The following is a 16,261-nucleotide window of genomic DNA, read 5'->3' as shown; positions in this document are numbered from 1 at the left end:
GTGAAATAGGTCACCCACTAATGGTGTATAATCCCAAAGTTAACTTGATTCTAAACCGACGTATCGGCATGATTTATAGTAATTATTATTAAGGATATAGAGCTTTCCATGAAAAAATTTGCAATTGTGACTTTGCCACTGCTCTTGGCTGCGTGTGTATCTGACGACTACGTTACCAATGTCACCTCAGATAGTTATCAAGAAGAGTACAAAACGGCAAAAGTTGAAGCTCCAGTTGTATCTCAATCTGAGCAAACAAGCGTTGTTGAAGAAAATGTTGTCAACGTTATCAGAACCGAACCTGTTGAACAGAAAGTCGCTCAAACGACTCAAGCTAAGCCAGTTGCAGTAGTGACAGGCCCAACCAAGAAACAACAAGACATGAACCAACGTTTTGGTTACACAGTTCAAGTTGTTGCTGTTGGCAGCCAAAGTAAAGTCGATTCTTTCGTGAAAATGCTACCTACGACTTCTCAACCAGTTTGGGAAAACTACAAAATGGTTAACGGCACTAAGTGGTTCACGGTACTTTATGGTGACTACGCAACACGCTTAGAAGCTAAAAAGGCAATCTCAACACTGCCGAACACTTTCCAAAACTTGAAGCCGTTCGTTAAGAGCATTGATGACATCAAGAACTCTGAATACCCAACGCTTAACAAGTTGAACTAAGTTTTGATTCATAAAGAAGGGGCAAATGCTCCTTCTTTTGTTTTAAGACTCGCTGTTTTGTTTAATAGTTAATCGCTCGATCTTTCGAACGCAATTTTAACAATCAAAACACTGTACCTATCTCGACTTTTGTTTATCATTGAAGTCAGTACTCCTAGTTTCAAGGACCGAATTTACCCATGAACACCACAAACATCCTTCTACTTTGCGGCGGTGGATCTTCAGAGCATGAAGTATCTTTAGTTTCAGCCAATTACCTTTTTGAACAACTTAATAGCGTTGCAGATTTTAACGTTGTAAGAGTTGAAATTAAGAACGAAGGCTGGTGTCTTGATTCAGGTGAATTGGTTTATCTTGATATTAACGACCAAACCTTACGCGGTGACAATTTAGCATCTAAAGTCGATTTCATTGTGCCGTGCATACACGGTTTCCCAGGTGAAACAGGTGACATTCAATCACTGTTTGAAATGGCTAAAATTCCGTACTTAGGCTGTGGCTCTGAAGCGAGCAACAACAGCTTTAACAAAATCACGTCAAAGCTTTGGTACGACGCACTTGGTATTCCAAACACGCCGTACCTGTTCTTATCAGACAACAATGATCAAGCTCACTCACAAGCAACTCAAGCATTTGAAAAGTGGGGTAAAGTGTTTGTGAAAGCGGCTCGTCAAGGTTCTTCTGTAGGTTGTTACCAAGTTAACCAAGTAGAAGATTTAAGCGAGGCTATCAACAAGGCGTTCACTTTCTCGGACCAAGTATTGGTTGAGAAATCAGTGGTGCCTAGAGAGCTAGAAATTGCTGCTTATGAAATCGATGGCGAGCTACACATCAGCAAGCCGGGTGAGGTGATTGCACCGAATGGCGCATTTTACTCTTACGAAGAGAAGTACAGTGCAGACAGCCACTCGATCACTGAAGTTGAAGCAAGTAATTTAACTGACGAACAGCGTGAATTGATTGCAGACAGCGCACGAAAAGTCTTCACCCAGATGAAGCTTCGTCACTTGTCTCGTATCGACTTCTTTTTAACGCAAGACAACGAGATCTACCTGAACGAAGTCAACACCTTCCCAGGTATGACGCCAATCTCCATGTTCCCTAAAATGGTTGAACATGACGGCCACAAATTCAGCCAGTTCTTAGAAAACTGCGTGAGAACAAGCCTTTCTTAGGTTTCTAACTCGTTTTCGTTCACTTAGAGCTGAACCAACAAGTGCCTTGAGCTTTCGCCAAGGCGCTTTTTGTTTTTAACGCTAACCGTTTTTACAAATATCGTTTTAACCATAACTTATATCAAAATAGTAATATCCAAGTAATCTGCGACCCGTCATTGCCAAGGTATTAACGCCTTAAACTTCATCTTCTCACTATCAGCCGTTCCCGTGAAACCGACATATTGAGCTGGCATTGCCGGGCTAAGCCAACGACCAAAGTCCTGAATCTCTCTCACCTTAAGACCTTGTTTCGACAACTCTTGTGCAGCACCAACACGAATCGAATTTCCAGAGAAATGGTGATTTTCTGGCAGTTGAAGTAAGTCGCTAGCTCTTCTCAATATCCTATAGATGGACGAATCATCTAAAGGCTGCAAACCAATATTCTCATGCTTGTCTATCGCACGAAATACTGGCAAGTCATCTTGTATACCAGTAAACGAAAGCCAACGTTGAAGTGCAACACTGGCTATTTGTGACAACTGATAAGCCGAATCTTTGACTGTTACTTGGTAATGATCTTCAACGTACTCAACATCACTCATCGATAACAACTTAAGCTCTGAGCGCTTTAAAGCACACTCGAACATCACGTTATAAATAGCAATGTCTCTGATCTCTTTCAGGTTTGCTTTCTCATGGGAGAGTAACGTATTCAAATCAGTGAGATGCACAGATGTCATAGCATTGGTTTGTTTAGCGTCACCGGCCATTTGAGATTGTAAGTGGAGTAGGGTAAAGCGAACTTGCCTGTGCTTGATCGGGTTAGCAAAGCTCAACACAGTATGTAACATGCTAAGCGTTGCAGTGTAACGTTTTAGCGATGCGTATTTTCTATCGTTAGACTCCGTTTCAAGAAAACGACGAACAGCGGTTATAGATGCGGGAAGTGTGTTAATACGATGTTTGGTACAGAACGCATGATAGCGATTCCAATCACTGTAAATGCCCAACAGTGAATTGCGAGAGTATTGAAATCCTGTCAACTCATCTATAATTTCTATTGTCGCGTTGCTGTTTAATTTTTCAACAAATGAATTAATTATCACAGAGTCAGTTAAAATAGGGACTTTTTTTCTCAAATTACCATACCTCGACAGGTGTTTTTACCATATTATGCTTGATATCATTATTAGTATACTTATGATTAATGCAGTGAAAACAGAAAGATGATTAATAGATATGGCTAATTCAATTTACCGAAGCGTCCATCTTCAATCGATAGATGCTAACAACACAGTTTGGCGTGCTAAGTTAAAAAACAACGTTATTCAGGGCAACCTAGCTGCCGTGAAAAAGAGTATTGATTGGTGGATTGATACCGCATCTATTATTGATCCAAAAGAATTCATGTCATTAAATAAGTCGAGAGGAACTGGTGGCTCGACTGAAAACTTCAACGGCTACCAAATCAAGAATGACACCGGTGAGCCTAATGCGTGGTATTGCATGTTTAACGGTCGCTTAATCAAAGGCGGCAAGGTTGCAATCCAACGCCATATAGAAGCTTACTTACTCGCAAAACAAAAAGCAGAGCAACAAAAGAAGTAAATTATGAGCCTAGTATATTCAACAGAAACAGGTCGCATTAAGCCTGAAGAAGAGAAAGTCCAACGTCCTAAAGGCGATGGTATCGTTCGAATCCAAAAAGAAACCAAAGGCCGTAAAGGCAAAGGCGTTTCTGTCGTAACTGGCTTAGACCTAGATGACGCACCATTAAAACTAATGGCAGCAGAACTCAAGAAAGTTTGCGGCTGCGGTGGCTCAGTAAAAGATGGCAACATCGAAATTCAAGGTGACGCGCGCGACAAGATCAAAGCGCACCTTGAAAAGAAAGGCTACAAAGTTAAATTTGCTGGCGGTTAATCTCTAACTAATACCAGGGTTAAAATCGAAGATTATTATCACTGGTTATTAGGTATTTTATGGTAAATAGCCAGTTTGGTTAAATACACAGTATAAATTAGAGAATATCGGCACAATACAAAGGCAGGGCATCACACAAAGATACCTGCCTTATAAATACCAAACACCATTTAACATAACGTACATAATACGCAGTTAATAATACGTGTAGTTAATTCTAAAGGTAGTATTCTCATCTTTTGTCCTTAAAATCCTTGTTCCAACTGACTCTCACGCTTCTTGCGCCGTTCAGAGTTTTCTTATCGCATTTGAAATCTAATAATTATATGTACGGCCAGCGTCTACACAATTCAATCTTCATTCAGCAAATCTAATTGACGAGAAACTTTGTCCATCTGATTTAACTTATCTTGCCACTTCTCTGTTTGCACTAACGAACCGCCGCGTTGTGTGTGATTCTTGTGAGCATTGCTGTTGTTTCTTTTTCAGATTTCACACACGCGACCAATGTTTTTTATCAACTGCACATTCTGAGCTTTCGTTCAAATCCATCAGCTAATAAAGTTCGTCTGTCTTACGTAGATTCGCACACACATTTTTCAAACCTTCTTAACGATTCTCTCTAGAGTTAGTACTTTGTGTTCAGTTTGCATAGATTCATTACACTTATTGCTGGTACACAACACCGATACTTGGGAGATCCATAATCACGGTTTGCCCTGAAATTACGTTCAATTGGACTTAGGTAGCTTTGGTAATAAACCTAAGAGTTACTTTAAACCCATTGCGCTTAGTTTTTCTTTACTTGTTTTCTCTAACTGATATGCCTGCTTTGAAGTCGCAATGGTGTTACCGCCTGAGATTAGAAAGCTTATAATGTTTATCGACACATGTAATCAATAAGTAAAGTGACACTGTAGCTAGCTGTACAGGTAAAGCTTGGTCCTATGGAACACAAAATAAAGAACCCAAATAATAACTGTATATTTACACAGTTAAATTATTATCCCCTTAAAAACGTTACCTTTCGTATAAATACCGAACAAAAACAACGCTATTTAGGCATATATCTGTCGCTGGGCGCGTATTTTTGCCTAGCAATCACGCTAGTGTCGTTGATCTCTTTTAATACGCTCATGGATAAGAACTACATCATCACACCTGACAGATAGCCTACGCGCGTAAATACGGACAGAGACCACGATGGTGGCACCGTAGGCTCATTACATAAGTCAGAAGATGGAATTAAGTTACAGCGTGACTTTGAACAAACCTATAGCTTACCCTTCTGTGAAATTGAGTACGTTAAGAGATCGACCCAAAATAAAGGGCTCGATCTCTCAACGTTCGATTCGGTCACCATCAATATAGAATATGAAGGTCAAGAGGAGCCAAGGTTTCGATTCTACATACGTAACCACGACGACAACTACTGCGCTCAAAGCGACCCTATTTCTAACAAGTTCTATCGCTTAGACTTATCATTCCCCAATAGAAAACACATCGATTTAGCATTCTCAAATTGATACGCGCCGCATTTCTACACAACACCTTACGCCTCGTAAGCTTTTTAAATACTTATTCTGTAAAGCACATATGTGGCAACGAAGCTTGCTCTAAGCGGTGGTAAGCCATTCGCGATATCGGTTTTGAACATTACCGCTGTGGATTGTTTCACTCTGTTCTTAGATAAAATCCTCATTTGTCTGCTTCTGATCATTCATGGATTCTCATCCGTTCAAAATACAAGTCACAACGTCACTAGCCGTAAAAACACTATATATTTAGCCATTTAGACATGGTGACACAAATACTGACACCTAAAGTGGCGATTGTTTTACTTTCAGATCTTGCTGTAATTTAATTACAACTCAAAACCGAGGAATGCCTGAAAAGTGGATTACTCCGACATAACTTGCTGAATATACGGTATTTAATGGTTTTGGGTAGATCGGAATTTAGGGTAACTAAAGAGTTCGGATGTACGAGATAATATACTAGAGGGTAACATATTTAGTTATAGTGCACTAAGGTAATAAAAAAGAAGGGCTGATGCCCTACTCTTCTTTATTACTCATTTCTTCACGAATTTGCTCAGCAACGATTTTGATAGCTTGTGCTGTGCTGATGCCCTGAGTCATCATTTCTTGAATTCGTTCAACAGCTTTCTGTTGTTCTTCGTGAGAAAGGGTTGGTAAGTCGTTTAGCATGCTCTGCTCCTTTATTTAGGAGCAGAACTATATAAGGACTGTTAGTAACTAGCAAGGAAATTGATGGATGCACCCATTGCATTTTCATTCGTGTAGTTAGCACTTAGATCTAGCTGAAACAAGTTCAATGGCGAGATACCAACACCAGCTGTCACTGTTCCTTCTGAATCAGAGTAAGCCAGGTTCTTGTAATACCCTCCCCTTAGCTTAAGCTGACGTAACAGGTCGACTTCAGTACCAACACGAATCATCTGTTCGTTGTCTTCGAACGAAGTAAACTTCTCTGCTTCATTCAAATCATAATCAACACTCAACGTAAAGTAATCAGAAACGATCCCCGCACCAACAGTGTAGACAGGCCCCAGGTTATAAGAATGACTCGATGTTACTGTTCTTGTAGCCCCTGTGCTGCTTGTTAGCTGTTGGCTAACGGATTTAGTTTCAATCTCACGGTCTATAATATTCGTTGCAGAAAAACCCACTCTAAATGGGCCGTAAAACCAAAGCGCACCTGCATCAATATTAAATGTAGTTTCCGCGGTGTCGTTTTCTCGAACATCACTTAGATCGTAGTTTTGTGCCGAGGCAATGTAGTTATACGTATAGATTCTTTGGAGTTTTGGAGAAATACCAAACGACAAATGTTGTCCCATGAACGTTTGATATTTTGCTAATGATATACCAGCTTCCATAATGCCAATAGAAACAGCTTTAACAGCAGTTAACTCAGCATTAACCAAGTCACTATTAGTAGCGTCACTAGATGTATCAGGGGTTACAAATGATTCAGTGTATGCTTTTGCAAATACGTTTGCTGCAATATACTGATTTGGTAGAGCGAATGCTACAACACCACCTAAATCAACATTCAGGCTATCACCATTAAGAGCATCTAGATCAGAACCAGCCACAGTACCTGACTCAATGCTGTCAACTAAATTATCGATATCATCAACTAAGTTATTAGGGTCATTATAATTACCGCCAAAACTTGGCGTGATCATTCCCATGTCATCATTACGACGATAAATCGCAACAAGTGCTGGGTTATAGAATGGAGCAGTTAGGAAGTTTGCTGAAACAACACCAACACCACCCATCGCATCACCACGCGCTTCAATGGCGTAGTTTGCTGCTGAAAGAGGAAGACTGGCGAATGCAATTGATGCTGCGAGTAGTTTTGTGGTTTTTTTCATGCCGTTTATCTTTGTTAGATCCCTTACATAGTTAACGGCTCAATTCTAAATTACTTTAACTCTTCTTCGCTAGAAATATCATAAGTTTTACTGATAGTTTGTGCTTGTTCTATCGCTATGTCACCTTGCCAGCGTGAATGCACCATTGAAACCGCCAAAACGTAGCGATCATTGGGAAGTTCTTCGCCAGTTAGGTTCATTGGATAATCAGATTCATAGCTCTTGCCCCACACCTGCTCATAGTGTTCATCGATGTAATCGTACAAACCAATTTCGAGCTTAGGAAGCGGACAATAAGGGTTCAGCAGTTCTTTTTTATCGATGCGCCACGTGTCTTTTGATGCCCAACGAACTTGCTGACGAAAAGCAACGTCACCAAGAATAATCCAAGTACTCCATGAATTACCGCCATCGCCTTTCACACTTAAACGATACAGGCCTGACTCAAGTTGAGATGCTAAATTGTAACGCTTGCGGTATAGGCTCACCGATGCGTTGTTTACGACTTCACTGTCTTTGGTTAGCTCACTGTCCGATGAAACAATCTTATCGACCCATTTCTCGAAGGTAATATCTTGAATGTTGTTTTCGGATTCAACATCAATCGATACGCGAAAAGTATCTCGGCCAGGGCTTTGAATGATGTGTCTTTTAACGACGACTGAACTGATCCAATCTGGGAGTGTTTTTCTGGTGAGGGTTTTACCACAATCTTTGTTCAATGCTTGATCGAACAGCTCATTGAGGTGATCTTCTCGTGATTGAGAAGAGTTGATTTGCCAAACTTCCACTAGTGAATCAAACATCTGAGGTAAGTCATTATCCAACAGGTGTTTATGAACTTGAGTTAGAGTATCGCTACTCTTAAACCAATCTGCAGCTTGCGCGGTATTCACCACGCAAGACAACATTAATAGTGGAAGTAAGGCTTTTTTCATTACGCTTTCATCTTGTAACCAACGCCACGCAGCGTTTCGATTTCTAGACCCGGCAGTTTCTGTCTTAGTTGCAGAACGTGCGTGTCTACGGTACGTGTTGTTGGGAAATGGTTGTAACCCCATACATGGTCAAGCAGCTCATCACGAGTGAATACACGGCCAAGGTTGCTTGCCAAAAATAGCAGTAGGTCGAACTCAGTACGCGTTAACGTGACTTCCAGTTCATTGAAAAACACTTCACGTGTCGCTTTATCGATAACCAGATTTTGAGCCATCACTTTTGATGCGTCTTGATCTTCAGAATCAGGCAGGCGTAACTGCGCGCGAATTCGAGCAAACAATTCAGCTTCAGCGAAAGGCTTAGTTAGATAGTCGTTTGCACCTGAGTCTAGGCCCGCAACTTTGTCTTTTACTGTGACGAGAGCCGTTAGCAAAATAACTGGGATGTCTTTCTTTTTCTTCCAACCTGGAAGTGAATCTACTGAGTCACCATCAGGAAGTTGACGGTCTAGAATCACTAGGTCCGCTTGTTCCCAGTAGCCTTCAACTTCAGAGATCAGTTCTGCATGCAAACATTCATATCCAGCTTGCTCAAGGCTAACTAATAAACCGTCAGCTAAATTTTTATCATCTTCAACGAGAAGCAATGTCTGTTTCACAAGGTATCTCCAAAATAAATGTTGTTGGGGGGCCGATAAGCGTCATGTGACCGCCCATTTTTCCGACCATAGATTCCACTATCGTCAGACCTAAACCGAGTCCACTCTTACTTACGAATGGCTTTCTTAGTTGCCCCCAATCTTTGCGGGACAAGTCTCCATTATCTATAACTTTGAATGTCAGCTTCTTGTCAGAAGTATTCAGTTCTAGTATCACTGGTGCGACACCGTATTTCACGGCGTTTCTGATCAGGTTGTCGATGCACGTTCCTAACCAATATACGTTTATTTTTGCAGCAATATCTTTGTTTACACGGAGTTCAATACCCGGTGCAAATTCTTCTTCAACTTTGTATTGAAGCCACTCTTCAACGCTTGGTACCCACTCTGTTGCGAGCGGTTGGTTGTCTGATTGCAAATAGTCTTTACTTGCTTCTGCCAACTGTCTTAAACGGCGTGTATCTTCACACAGCCTACGAAACTCATCATATACTGATTCTGGTAAGTGTTCGAACTCGCGTCTGAACCCTTCAACCGTCAATGACAAACTTGCAATCGGCGTTCTTAATTCGTGCGTTAGGATTTGAAGCACCAGCATGCGGCTCTTCATCTCTTGTTTCTTACTGTTCCAACGGTAAACCGCCCAACCTAAGACAAGCATGATGTTGGCAATAACCAAGATAAACATGGCGACTTGCAGAAGCTCTGAATGATCTTCTATTTCCCAACACACATTACCACGCTGGACAAAACAGCTTTTACCTTCTGAAGACAAGCTAAACGATAACCCAGCAAGCGTGGCATTTTCGTTCCAGACTGATTTTTTATACAGGTAATATCTGTAGCCGCGTTTTACCCACATCTCATCAAGCTCAACAAACATACTCGCACCCGCTAACAGCGCGGTGATTGCTTCGCTATCCATTTGTTGCAAGCGAGACAGTAGTTCATCGTGTTCGGTGTTTGGTCGCTCTTGAATATGCATAAAGCGCTTCAGAGAGTCGAATTTTTCTGGGTACTTCTCAACGTATCGTGCCGCATAAGAACCGCCGCCAGGGTGAATCAAACCACTACGGCTAAACCAACGGTCAGAAAGCTTGGTGCCTTTACACATTGCACGAGTAAAAACTAAAGGCTCAGTAATCAAAGGGCTTAACGGCAGTTTACCACTACAGGTTTTTGATAACTGGTACAAGCGCTGAATGTCTTTTAACGGGTACTCTGCTGTTTGTGGCAGCATAGAAGACGGCATGATCAAACGTGTTGGATAATCAGCCTGTAGCACTCGAATATCGTAAGATTCGATTGCCGTTTCATGATCAAAGAGTTTGGTGAAATTATCGATACGCTCAGGTAAAGAGTCAGCAAATGCGTTTGCAGACACAGACAACGTAGCGATAAGAAGAGTAAATGTTCTTTTGATGATCACAAACCAACGCAAATTCATATAGATCAACCAAATATATACCATTCGCTATCAAAGATAAATTTTTAACCGCATGAAAAACATTGAGAATGGCGAGCTACAGAGATAAAGGCCAATATATTACGGCCACATTGTACATACGTACTAGTAGGCTGATTGGCAAGCCAAACCTCAATTGCGACAAGTTTTGCATCAGGCTTCGTCAACTTCGTATCAACTGAGATCACACATAGAGTCGCTTTCGTAAGATAAAAAAAGGAGCTCAAATGAGCTCCTTATCGAGTTGTTACATATTGTTTAGAGGTGATCTCTATAGATGTTCTAAGATACTTAGACAACTCTTTTTAGCGTCGCCAAACAGCATCTGCGTGTTCTCTTTGAAGAACAGTGGGTTTTGCACACCGGCGTAACCTGTGTTCATCGAACGCTTGAATACGATAACATTCTGAGCGTTCCAAACTTCAAGTACTGGCATACCAGCAATTGGGCTGTTTGGATCTTCAAGTGCTGCAGGGTTTACGGTGTCATTCGCACCAATTACCAATACAGTATCTGTCTCATCGAAGTCATCGTTGATTTCGTCCATTTCTAGAACGATATCGTAAGGCACTTTCGCTTCAGCAAGCAGTACGTTCATGTGACCCGGTAACCTACCAGCAACTGGGTGGATACCAAATCGAACATTAATGCCCTGCGCTCGTAGCTTCTCAGTGATTTCATGCACTGGGTATTGTGCTTGAGCTACTGCCATGCCGTATCCAGGAGTGATGATTACTGACTTAGAGTTTTTCAGCATATCAGCCACATCTTCAGCTGATGTTTCGCGGTGTTCACCTTGCTCTTCATCGCCATCAGACACAACCACTTCTTGGCCGAATCCACCAGCAATAACACTGATGAAAGAGCGGTTCATCGCCTTACACATAATGTAAGACAGAATCGCACCCGACGAACCAACCAATGCACCAGTTACGATAAGCAGATCGTTTGCAAGCATGAAACCTGCCGCTGCTGCTGCCCAACCAGAGTACGAGTTAAGCATAGAGACAACTACTGGCATATCTGCGCCGCCAATCGATGCCACTAAGTGGTAACCGAATGCGAATGCGATAAGCGTCATCACCATTAGCGCGAACATGCTGCCGTCCGCTTTAACGAACATGATCATCAGTAGTGTAGAAACTACGATAGCCGCTAGATTCCACTTGTGCTTATGAGGGATGTTCAATGCAGACGAAGAGATTACGCCGCGAAGCTTACCAAACGCAACAATAGAACCCGTGAACGTCACCGCACCGATAAACACGCCAACGAACACTTCCACTAGGTGGATCACGTGCTCTGCATGAATATCTGCAGGGTTGATAGAAACAGTAGCAGGTGGATCGATGTAGCTGTTATAACCTACAAGTACTGCCGCCATACCTACGAAGCTGTGCAGAATTGCAACCAGCTCTGGCATTTCAGTCATTTCTACTTTTCTTGCGTAGTGGATACCAATACCACCACCGATCACCATAGCAATGATGATCCATACAATACCTGCAGAGTGAGGACCAAAGATCGTCGCGATCAACGCAATTGCCATACCCGTGATACCGTAATAGTTACCTGCACGCGCAGATTCCTGTTTCGATAACCCAGCCAAGCTCATAATAAAAAATACAGCAGCAACAATATAAGCTGCTTGTACTAATCCTTCAGACATCTGTTACTCCTTAGTCTTTACGGAACATTTCAAGCATACGTTTGGTCACGGTAAAGCCACCAAAGATATTGATACTTGCAATTAATACGGCAATAAATGATAAGAACGTGACGACGCCACTTCCTTGTCCGATCTGTAACAGTGCACCTACTACAATGATGCCTGAAATCGCGTTAGTCACGGACATCAAAGGCGTATGCAGAGAATGGCTTACATTCCAAACTACGTAATAACCCACCACACAAGCGAGAACAAAAACGGTAAAGTGAGATAAGAACGCAGCTGGAGCAACCGAAGCTACCCAAGCGAATGCACCAACAGCTACCGCCATACCCGCCACTTTCTTAATTGGAGAAACAGGTTCTTCAACTTTAGGCTCTGGTTTGGCCGCTTTTGGCTTAGCTTGTTGTGGTTGAGCTGAAACTTGAATTGGTGGAGCTGGCCAAGTGACCTCGCCCTCTTTAACCACAGTAACACCACGCAGAACAACATCTTCAAAGTCGATTTTGATGTTGCCATCTTTCTCTTTGCAAAGCAGTTTCAGAAGGTTAACTAGGTTCGTTGCATACAGTTGAGATGATTGAGTCGGCAGTCGACCAACCATATCAGTGTAACCAACCACCTTCACGCCATTAGCCGTTGTAATGACTTGATCCGCAACCGTGTATTCACAGTTACCGCCATTGGCCGCCGCAAGGTCTACAATCACACTACCTGCACTCATGCTGTCTACCATCTCTTTGGTAATCAGCTTCGGAGCCGGGCGACCTGGAATCAGCGCCGTAGTAATGATGATATCAACGTCTTTTGCTTGAGCTGCATAAAGCTCTTCCGCTTTCTTATTGAATGCTTCAGACATCTCTTTTGCGTAGCCGTCACCAGCACTGGTGTCTTCCTTGAAATCCACTTCCAAGAATTCAGCGCCCATCGACTCAACTTGTTCTTTAACTTCAGGACGAACATCGAATGAACGAACGATCGCACCTAAGCTACCCGCAGCGCCGATTGCCGCTAGTCCAGCAACACCAGCACCTGCAACCAGTACTTTTGCTGGTGGAACTTTACCCGCAGCCGTAATCTGGCCCGTGAAGAATCGACCAAACTCATGCGCCGCTTCAACAACAGCACGATAACCCGCGATGTTTGCCATAGAACTCAATGCATCTAACGCCTGAGCTCTTGAAATTCGTGGTACAGAATCCATCGCCATCACGTTGATGTTACGACTGGACAATTGTTCCATTAACTCTGGATTTTGAGCAGGCCAAATAAAGCTGACCAATGTTGCGCCATCTTTAAGAAGATCGATTTCATTTTTAGACTCGTCAACGATCGGAGCGTTAACTTTAAAGATAATATCGGATTTCCAAGCTTCATCTGCGGTGACAACTTTTGCTCCAGCTTGTTCATAAGCTGCATCTTCAAAACTTGCTAACGCACCTGCTTGTGATTCAACACAAACTTCAAATCCTAATTTTAGAAGCTGTTCTACCGATTTCGGCGAAGCAGCGACTCGCGTTTCACCTGCGAGCGTTTCTCTTGGTACACCAATTTGCATAGCTATTCCTTGACTATTGGCACGAATGACTTATTCGTTTGTATCTAACGACAACTAATACTTCAAGCGTTTTGTTCAAAGAACAGGAAAAGTTATTACTTATAACGATTTGGACGGAATTTGAGCGCTTCATTCGGATAAATGACGACCGTCTCGAACCAAGAGGTCAAACCACTTGCAAATAATCCTTTTAATAACAACTCACTAGCTGTTCTTTATCCATAAAACTAAAAAGAGCTTTCAGCATATACACTGAAAGCTCTCTAAATTATGACCAACATCAATTCTAACCCTAATTGGTTAGCTAAATATATTGTCGCCCATTTGGTCGATGAACATCTGCGATTTTTTGAGCATCAATTCATCGGCATCTTGTTTGTTTGAAACAACATCTGAACGAATAAAACGGTGAGTTTTGATTTCACCATCGAATTCTTTCTCGATTCGCCCAGCAACACGGTATTGACCAGATTCTGCAATGGCATCTTGATAGATATTGAAACCCTTATATTCGACTGGCTCAATCTCTACTTTTTGTTCGGTTTTTTCTTTGCCACCAAATAATCTAGAAAAGAATCCCACGTTTTTTTACTCCTTAAATGACCGTATTCACCCTAAACTATCATGACTGTTTACGGTTCAACAACGGCTTTTCATACCATTGCAATTCTACGTCATCGTCAAAATTGTGTTGACTAAATATAACAGGCACATTGTCGTCACGTTCACGTCTTCGATCGTCAATAATCATACTTTCTGCATTTTTGACCGCGATCTCACTATTGCGTTTATAGAGCACCAATTTGTCTTCTGGCAATGCTGACAGAAAATCGATATCAAAACGAATATAGATAGGTTTTAGCTGGCCCAAAGCCAAGCACGCGAGATCGGCCAACTGTTCGTTGGTATAACTAGACACATATTCCTCGGTAGCCAATACATGACCGACCAGAGTTTCCATATAGTTATGTACATCAACACTAATTTGCATACCACACCTCCATTTGTAGCGGTTTTTCTAGTCGCAGTCGTTTCTAAAGTCACTTGAAACCATGCAATTCCTAATAGCTTTCTATAACTCAGTTATAGGTTTTACTGTCCATAGTTGAAACTTAGGTATTATTTAATCTTACTCTGACTTCATTACAGATCTTCGTCGCTTAATGAAAAGGTCACTCAATGATAACTGATCATCAAGCCCTTTAAGTGACAGCGCCAACGTAAGAGCAGCAGAGCAGATTTTGTTAAGTATCTATAACGACTAATTAATTTCTCATATATACTGTGTAGTTCGTTCTAAGGTTAATAGCAACTCAAAATACATATAAAAATGATTGCACCAATAGCGACCTATGACTATGTTTTTGCTCTAATTTAGGTAAAAAGCTTGGCAATCGCTTGTTTAACCGTATCCTACGCATAGTATTAAATAATAAGATCATCAATATAGTTAGGCTCACCACATAAATGGCATCATCTTTTGTAACGTCGAGCATGTTTCGATTTTGCTTCCCTTTAGTCCTGTTAACAATTTTGCTCGTTGGTATGGACAACGTCATTCTCGTGACGGACTCAAATTTAGGGTTTGCTAGCAACCTCCCTTACATTTTATTGAGCGTTGCGGTTCTGCTATGCCATACGTTCAGACAAGGTCGAATGGCGATGGTATCGGTGACCATGCTTGTCGCTTATCTGATCATCCAAGTTCGCTTACAAACGCCTCTCAATACTGGCACAACGCTATTAGAGCTCTCGTTACTTGCGGCATTAGTACCTGTCACTTGCTTACTTGTTTATGCCTTCCCTGATAACGGCGTAAACTCAAAGTCGATGCTGCTCTACGCCATCGTTCTTGTTCTGTTTATGGTGTGGGCACAATTGATCGTCTCTCACTTCCATGCCGGCGGTTTTGAATCATGGAGTGATGGTCTTCTATTTATTGTCAGAGACTTCTCCAAACTGCCTTTTGTTTTAGTGCTGTATAGCCTTTGCTTGCTTGGCCTTACTGCCATTCTCGTGTTGGTGTATAACCGCTCTATCGATGTTGTGGTTTATAGCGCTATCCTGCTTTCTTCTTGTACGTTCATCTTCTTCGATATTCAGTACATCTCGAGCACCATGTTCTCGCTGTCAGGCACGTTGATCATCGTCTATGTGATGTCTGCTAGTCATGATATGGCCTTTAATGACCAACTGACTAACATTCCAGGTCGACACGCCTTAGAAGTCGATATGAAGCACTTGGGGCGTAAGTATTCGATGGCGATGGTCGATATCGATCACTTTAAGCAATTCAACGACACCTACGGACATGACATTGGGGACGATGTGTTAAAACTGGTGGCACGCATTCTGAGAGAAACCACAGGCGGCGCTAAAGCTTATCGCTATGGTGGTGAAGAGTTCACGATTATCTTCAAAGGCAAACATTCGGAACAAGTTAAAGAGCACCTTCAAGCTCTGATTTCCGAGGTTCAAAACTACGACATGACGATTCGCAATAGTCACGAGCGCCCTGACGATCATGAAGTGGGGATGAAAAAGCGTGGTAAGAACGGCAAACCATCGGAAGTGGTGAATGTGACGGTGAGTATTGGATTGTCTGACAGTACAACCACCAGACATCCTGAAGAGGTGTTGAAGCTTGCTGACCAAGCGCTGTATAAAGCGAAAGAAACCGGTCGAAACAAACTGTGTATTGACCGTTAACAATAGTTGATAGCGAAAGATATTGAGTGCTAGAGATCTAAATAGCTTAAGCCATTAATAGCGATCTGCTTCAATAACTATCACTTCCAAGTTCAACGAGCC

At 42.0% G+C, this 16,261-nt stretch carries 15 protein-coding genes and 1 pseudogene; 6 read left to right on the top strand and 10 right to left on the bottom strand.

The features are described from left to right. Nucleotides 1–108: 108 nt before the first annotated feature. Nucleotides 109–672 carry an SPOR domain-containing protein gene (locus AB4323_RS13625; RefSeq protein ID WP_017069919.1) on the top strand — a complete coding sequence of 188 codons (564 nt, stop codon included), beginning with the start codon at nt 109–111 and terminating at the stop codon, nt 670–672. A 179-nt stretch (nt 673–851) separates the two neighbouring features. Beyond that, nucleotides 852–1,847 carry a D-alanine--D-alanine ligase gene (locus tag AB4323_RS13620; RefSeq protein WP_248367461.1) on the top strand — a complete coding sequence of 332 codons (996 nt, stop codon included), beginning with the start codon at nt 852–854 and terminating at the stop codon, nt 1,845–1,847. A gap of 155 nt (nt 1,848–2,002) precedes the next feature. Here AB4323_RS13620 and AB4323_RS13615 read toward each other — a convergent pair whose 3' ends face one another. Continuing rightward, the gene (locus tag AB4323_RS13615; protein WP_017060094.1) at nt 2,003–2,971 is read right to left on the bottom strand and encodes a tyrosine-type recombinase/integrase; all 969 of its coding nucleotides are present in this window, start codon (nt 2,969–2,971) and stop codon (nt 2,003–2,005) included. A gap of 100 nt (nt 2,972–3,071) precedes the next feature. Between AB4323_RS13615 and AB4323_RS13610 the strand changes: the two genes are divergently transcribed. From AB4323_RS13610 to AB4323_RS13600, 3 genes and pseudogenes are all read left to right on the top strand, one after another. Then, entirely contained in the window at nt 3,072–3,440 is a 369-nt protein-coding gene (locus AB4323_RS13610; protein ID WP_017060095.1) for a DUF3319 domain-containing protein, read from the top strand. A 3-nt stretch (nt 3,441–3,443) separates the two neighbouring features. After that, complete coding sequence (gene yciH, locus AB4323_RS13605) at nt 3,444–3,755, top strand: stress response translation initiation inhibitor YciH (protein ID WP_008221404.1); 312 nt, start codon at nt 3,444–3,446, stop codon at nt 3,753–3,755. A gap of 1,031 nt (nt 3,756–4,786) precedes the next feature. Beyond that, a pseudogene (locus AB4323_RS13600) lies at nt 4,787–5,278 on the top strand (GGDEF domain-containing protein); the annotation flags it as partial. A gap of 534 nt (nt 5,279–5,812) precedes the next feature. On the opposite strand, the gene AB4323_RS13595 reads toward AB4323_RS13600, so the two are convergent. The 9 genes from AB4323_RS13595 to AB4323_RS13555 all read right to left on the bottom strand — a co-directional run bounded on the left by AB4323_RS13595 (nt 5,813) and on the right by AB4323_RS13555 (nt 14,441). Then, a complete protein-coding gene (locus tag AB4323_RS13595; RefSeq protein ID WP_004731009.1) occupies nt 5,813–5,965 on the bottom strand; it encodes a YoaH family protein in 153 nt (50 codons plus the stop codon). A 41-nt stretch (nt 5,966–6,006) separates the two neighbouring features. Next, complete coding sequence (locus AB4323_RS13590; RefSeq protein ID WP_372152710.1) at nt 6,007–7,161, bottom strand: conjugal transfer protein TraF; 1,155 nt, start codon at nt 7,159–7,161, stop codon at nt 6,007–6,009. Between the two features lie 50 nt (nt 7,162–7,211). After that, nucleotides 7,212–8,099 carry a DUF2861 family protein gene (locus tag AB4323_RS13585; RefSeq protein WP_065584952.1) on the bottom strand — a complete coding sequence of 296 codons (888 nt, stop codon included), beginning with the start codon at nt 8,097–8,099 and terminating at the stop codon, nt 7,212–7,214. Further along, nucleotides 8,099–8,758: a response regulator transcription factor VxrB gene (gene vxrB / locus AB4323_RS13580; protein ID WP_019351050.1), complete on the bottom strand. Its 660-nt coding sequence runs from the start codon at nt 8,756–8,758 to the stop codon at nt 8,099–8,101. Before vxrB ends, AB4323_RS13585 begins: the two co-directional genes overlap by 1 nt. Continuing rightward, nucleotides 8,733–10,205: a sensor histidine kinase VxrA gene (gene vxrA / locus AB4323_RS13575; protein ID WP_065584951.1), complete on the bottom strand. Its 1,473-nt coding sequence runs from the start codon at nt 10,203–10,205 to the stop codon at nt 8,733–8,735. Before vxrA ends, vxrB begins: the two co-directional genes overlap by 26 nt. Before the next feature lie 289 nt (nt 10,206–10,494). Next, nucleotides 10,495–11,892, bottom strand: coding sequence for a Re/Si-specific NAD(P)(+) transhydrogenase subunit beta (pntB, locus tag AB4323_RS13570; RefSeq protein ID WP_017069087.1), 1,398 nt, complete (start codon nt 11,890–11,892; stop codon nt 10,495–10,497). A gap of 10 nt (nt 11,893–11,902) precedes the next feature. Beyond that, nucleotides 11,903–13,450, bottom strand: a complete 1,548-nt coding sequence (gene pntA / locus AB4323_RS13565) for a Re/Si-specific NAD(P)(+) transhydrogenase subunit alpha (protein WP_136974587.1) — start codon at nt 13,448–13,450, stop codon at nt 11,903–11,905. A gap of 300 nt (nt 13,451–13,750) precedes the next feature. Further along, entirely contained in the window at nt 13,751–14,032 is a 282-nt protein-coding gene (locus AB4323_RS13560; RefSeq protein ID WP_004731023.1) for an HlyU family transcriptional regulator, read from the bottom strand. A 40-nt stretch (nt 14,033–14,072) separates the two neighbouring features. Next, nucleotides 14,073–14,441, bottom strand: coding sequence for a late competence development ComFB family protein (locus AB4323_RS13555; RefSeq protein WP_017060104.1), 369 nt, complete (start codon nt 14,439–14,441; stop codon nt 14,073–14,075). Between the two features lie 476 nt (nt 14,442–14,917). On the opposite strand from AB4323_RS13555, the gene AB4323_RS13550 reads away from it, so the two are divergent. Then, on the top strand, nt 14,918–16,159 hold the full coding sequence (locus AB4323_RS13550; RefSeq protein WP_065584948.1) for a GGDEF domain-containing protein: 1,242 nt from the start codon (nt 14,918–14,920) through the stop codon (nt 16,157–16,159). Nucleotides 16,160–16,261: the final 102 nt, after the last annotated feature.

This window comes from Vibrio sp. 10N.261.52.C11 (genome assembly GCF_041471405.1).
Classification (GTDB): Bacteria; Pseudomonadota; Gammaproteobacteria; order Enterobacterales; family Vibrionaceae; genus Vibrio; species Vibrio crassostreae_C.
The sequence above is the reverse complement of the archived record's forward strand: the minus strand, read 5'-3'. Positions and strand labels throughout refer to the sequence as shown.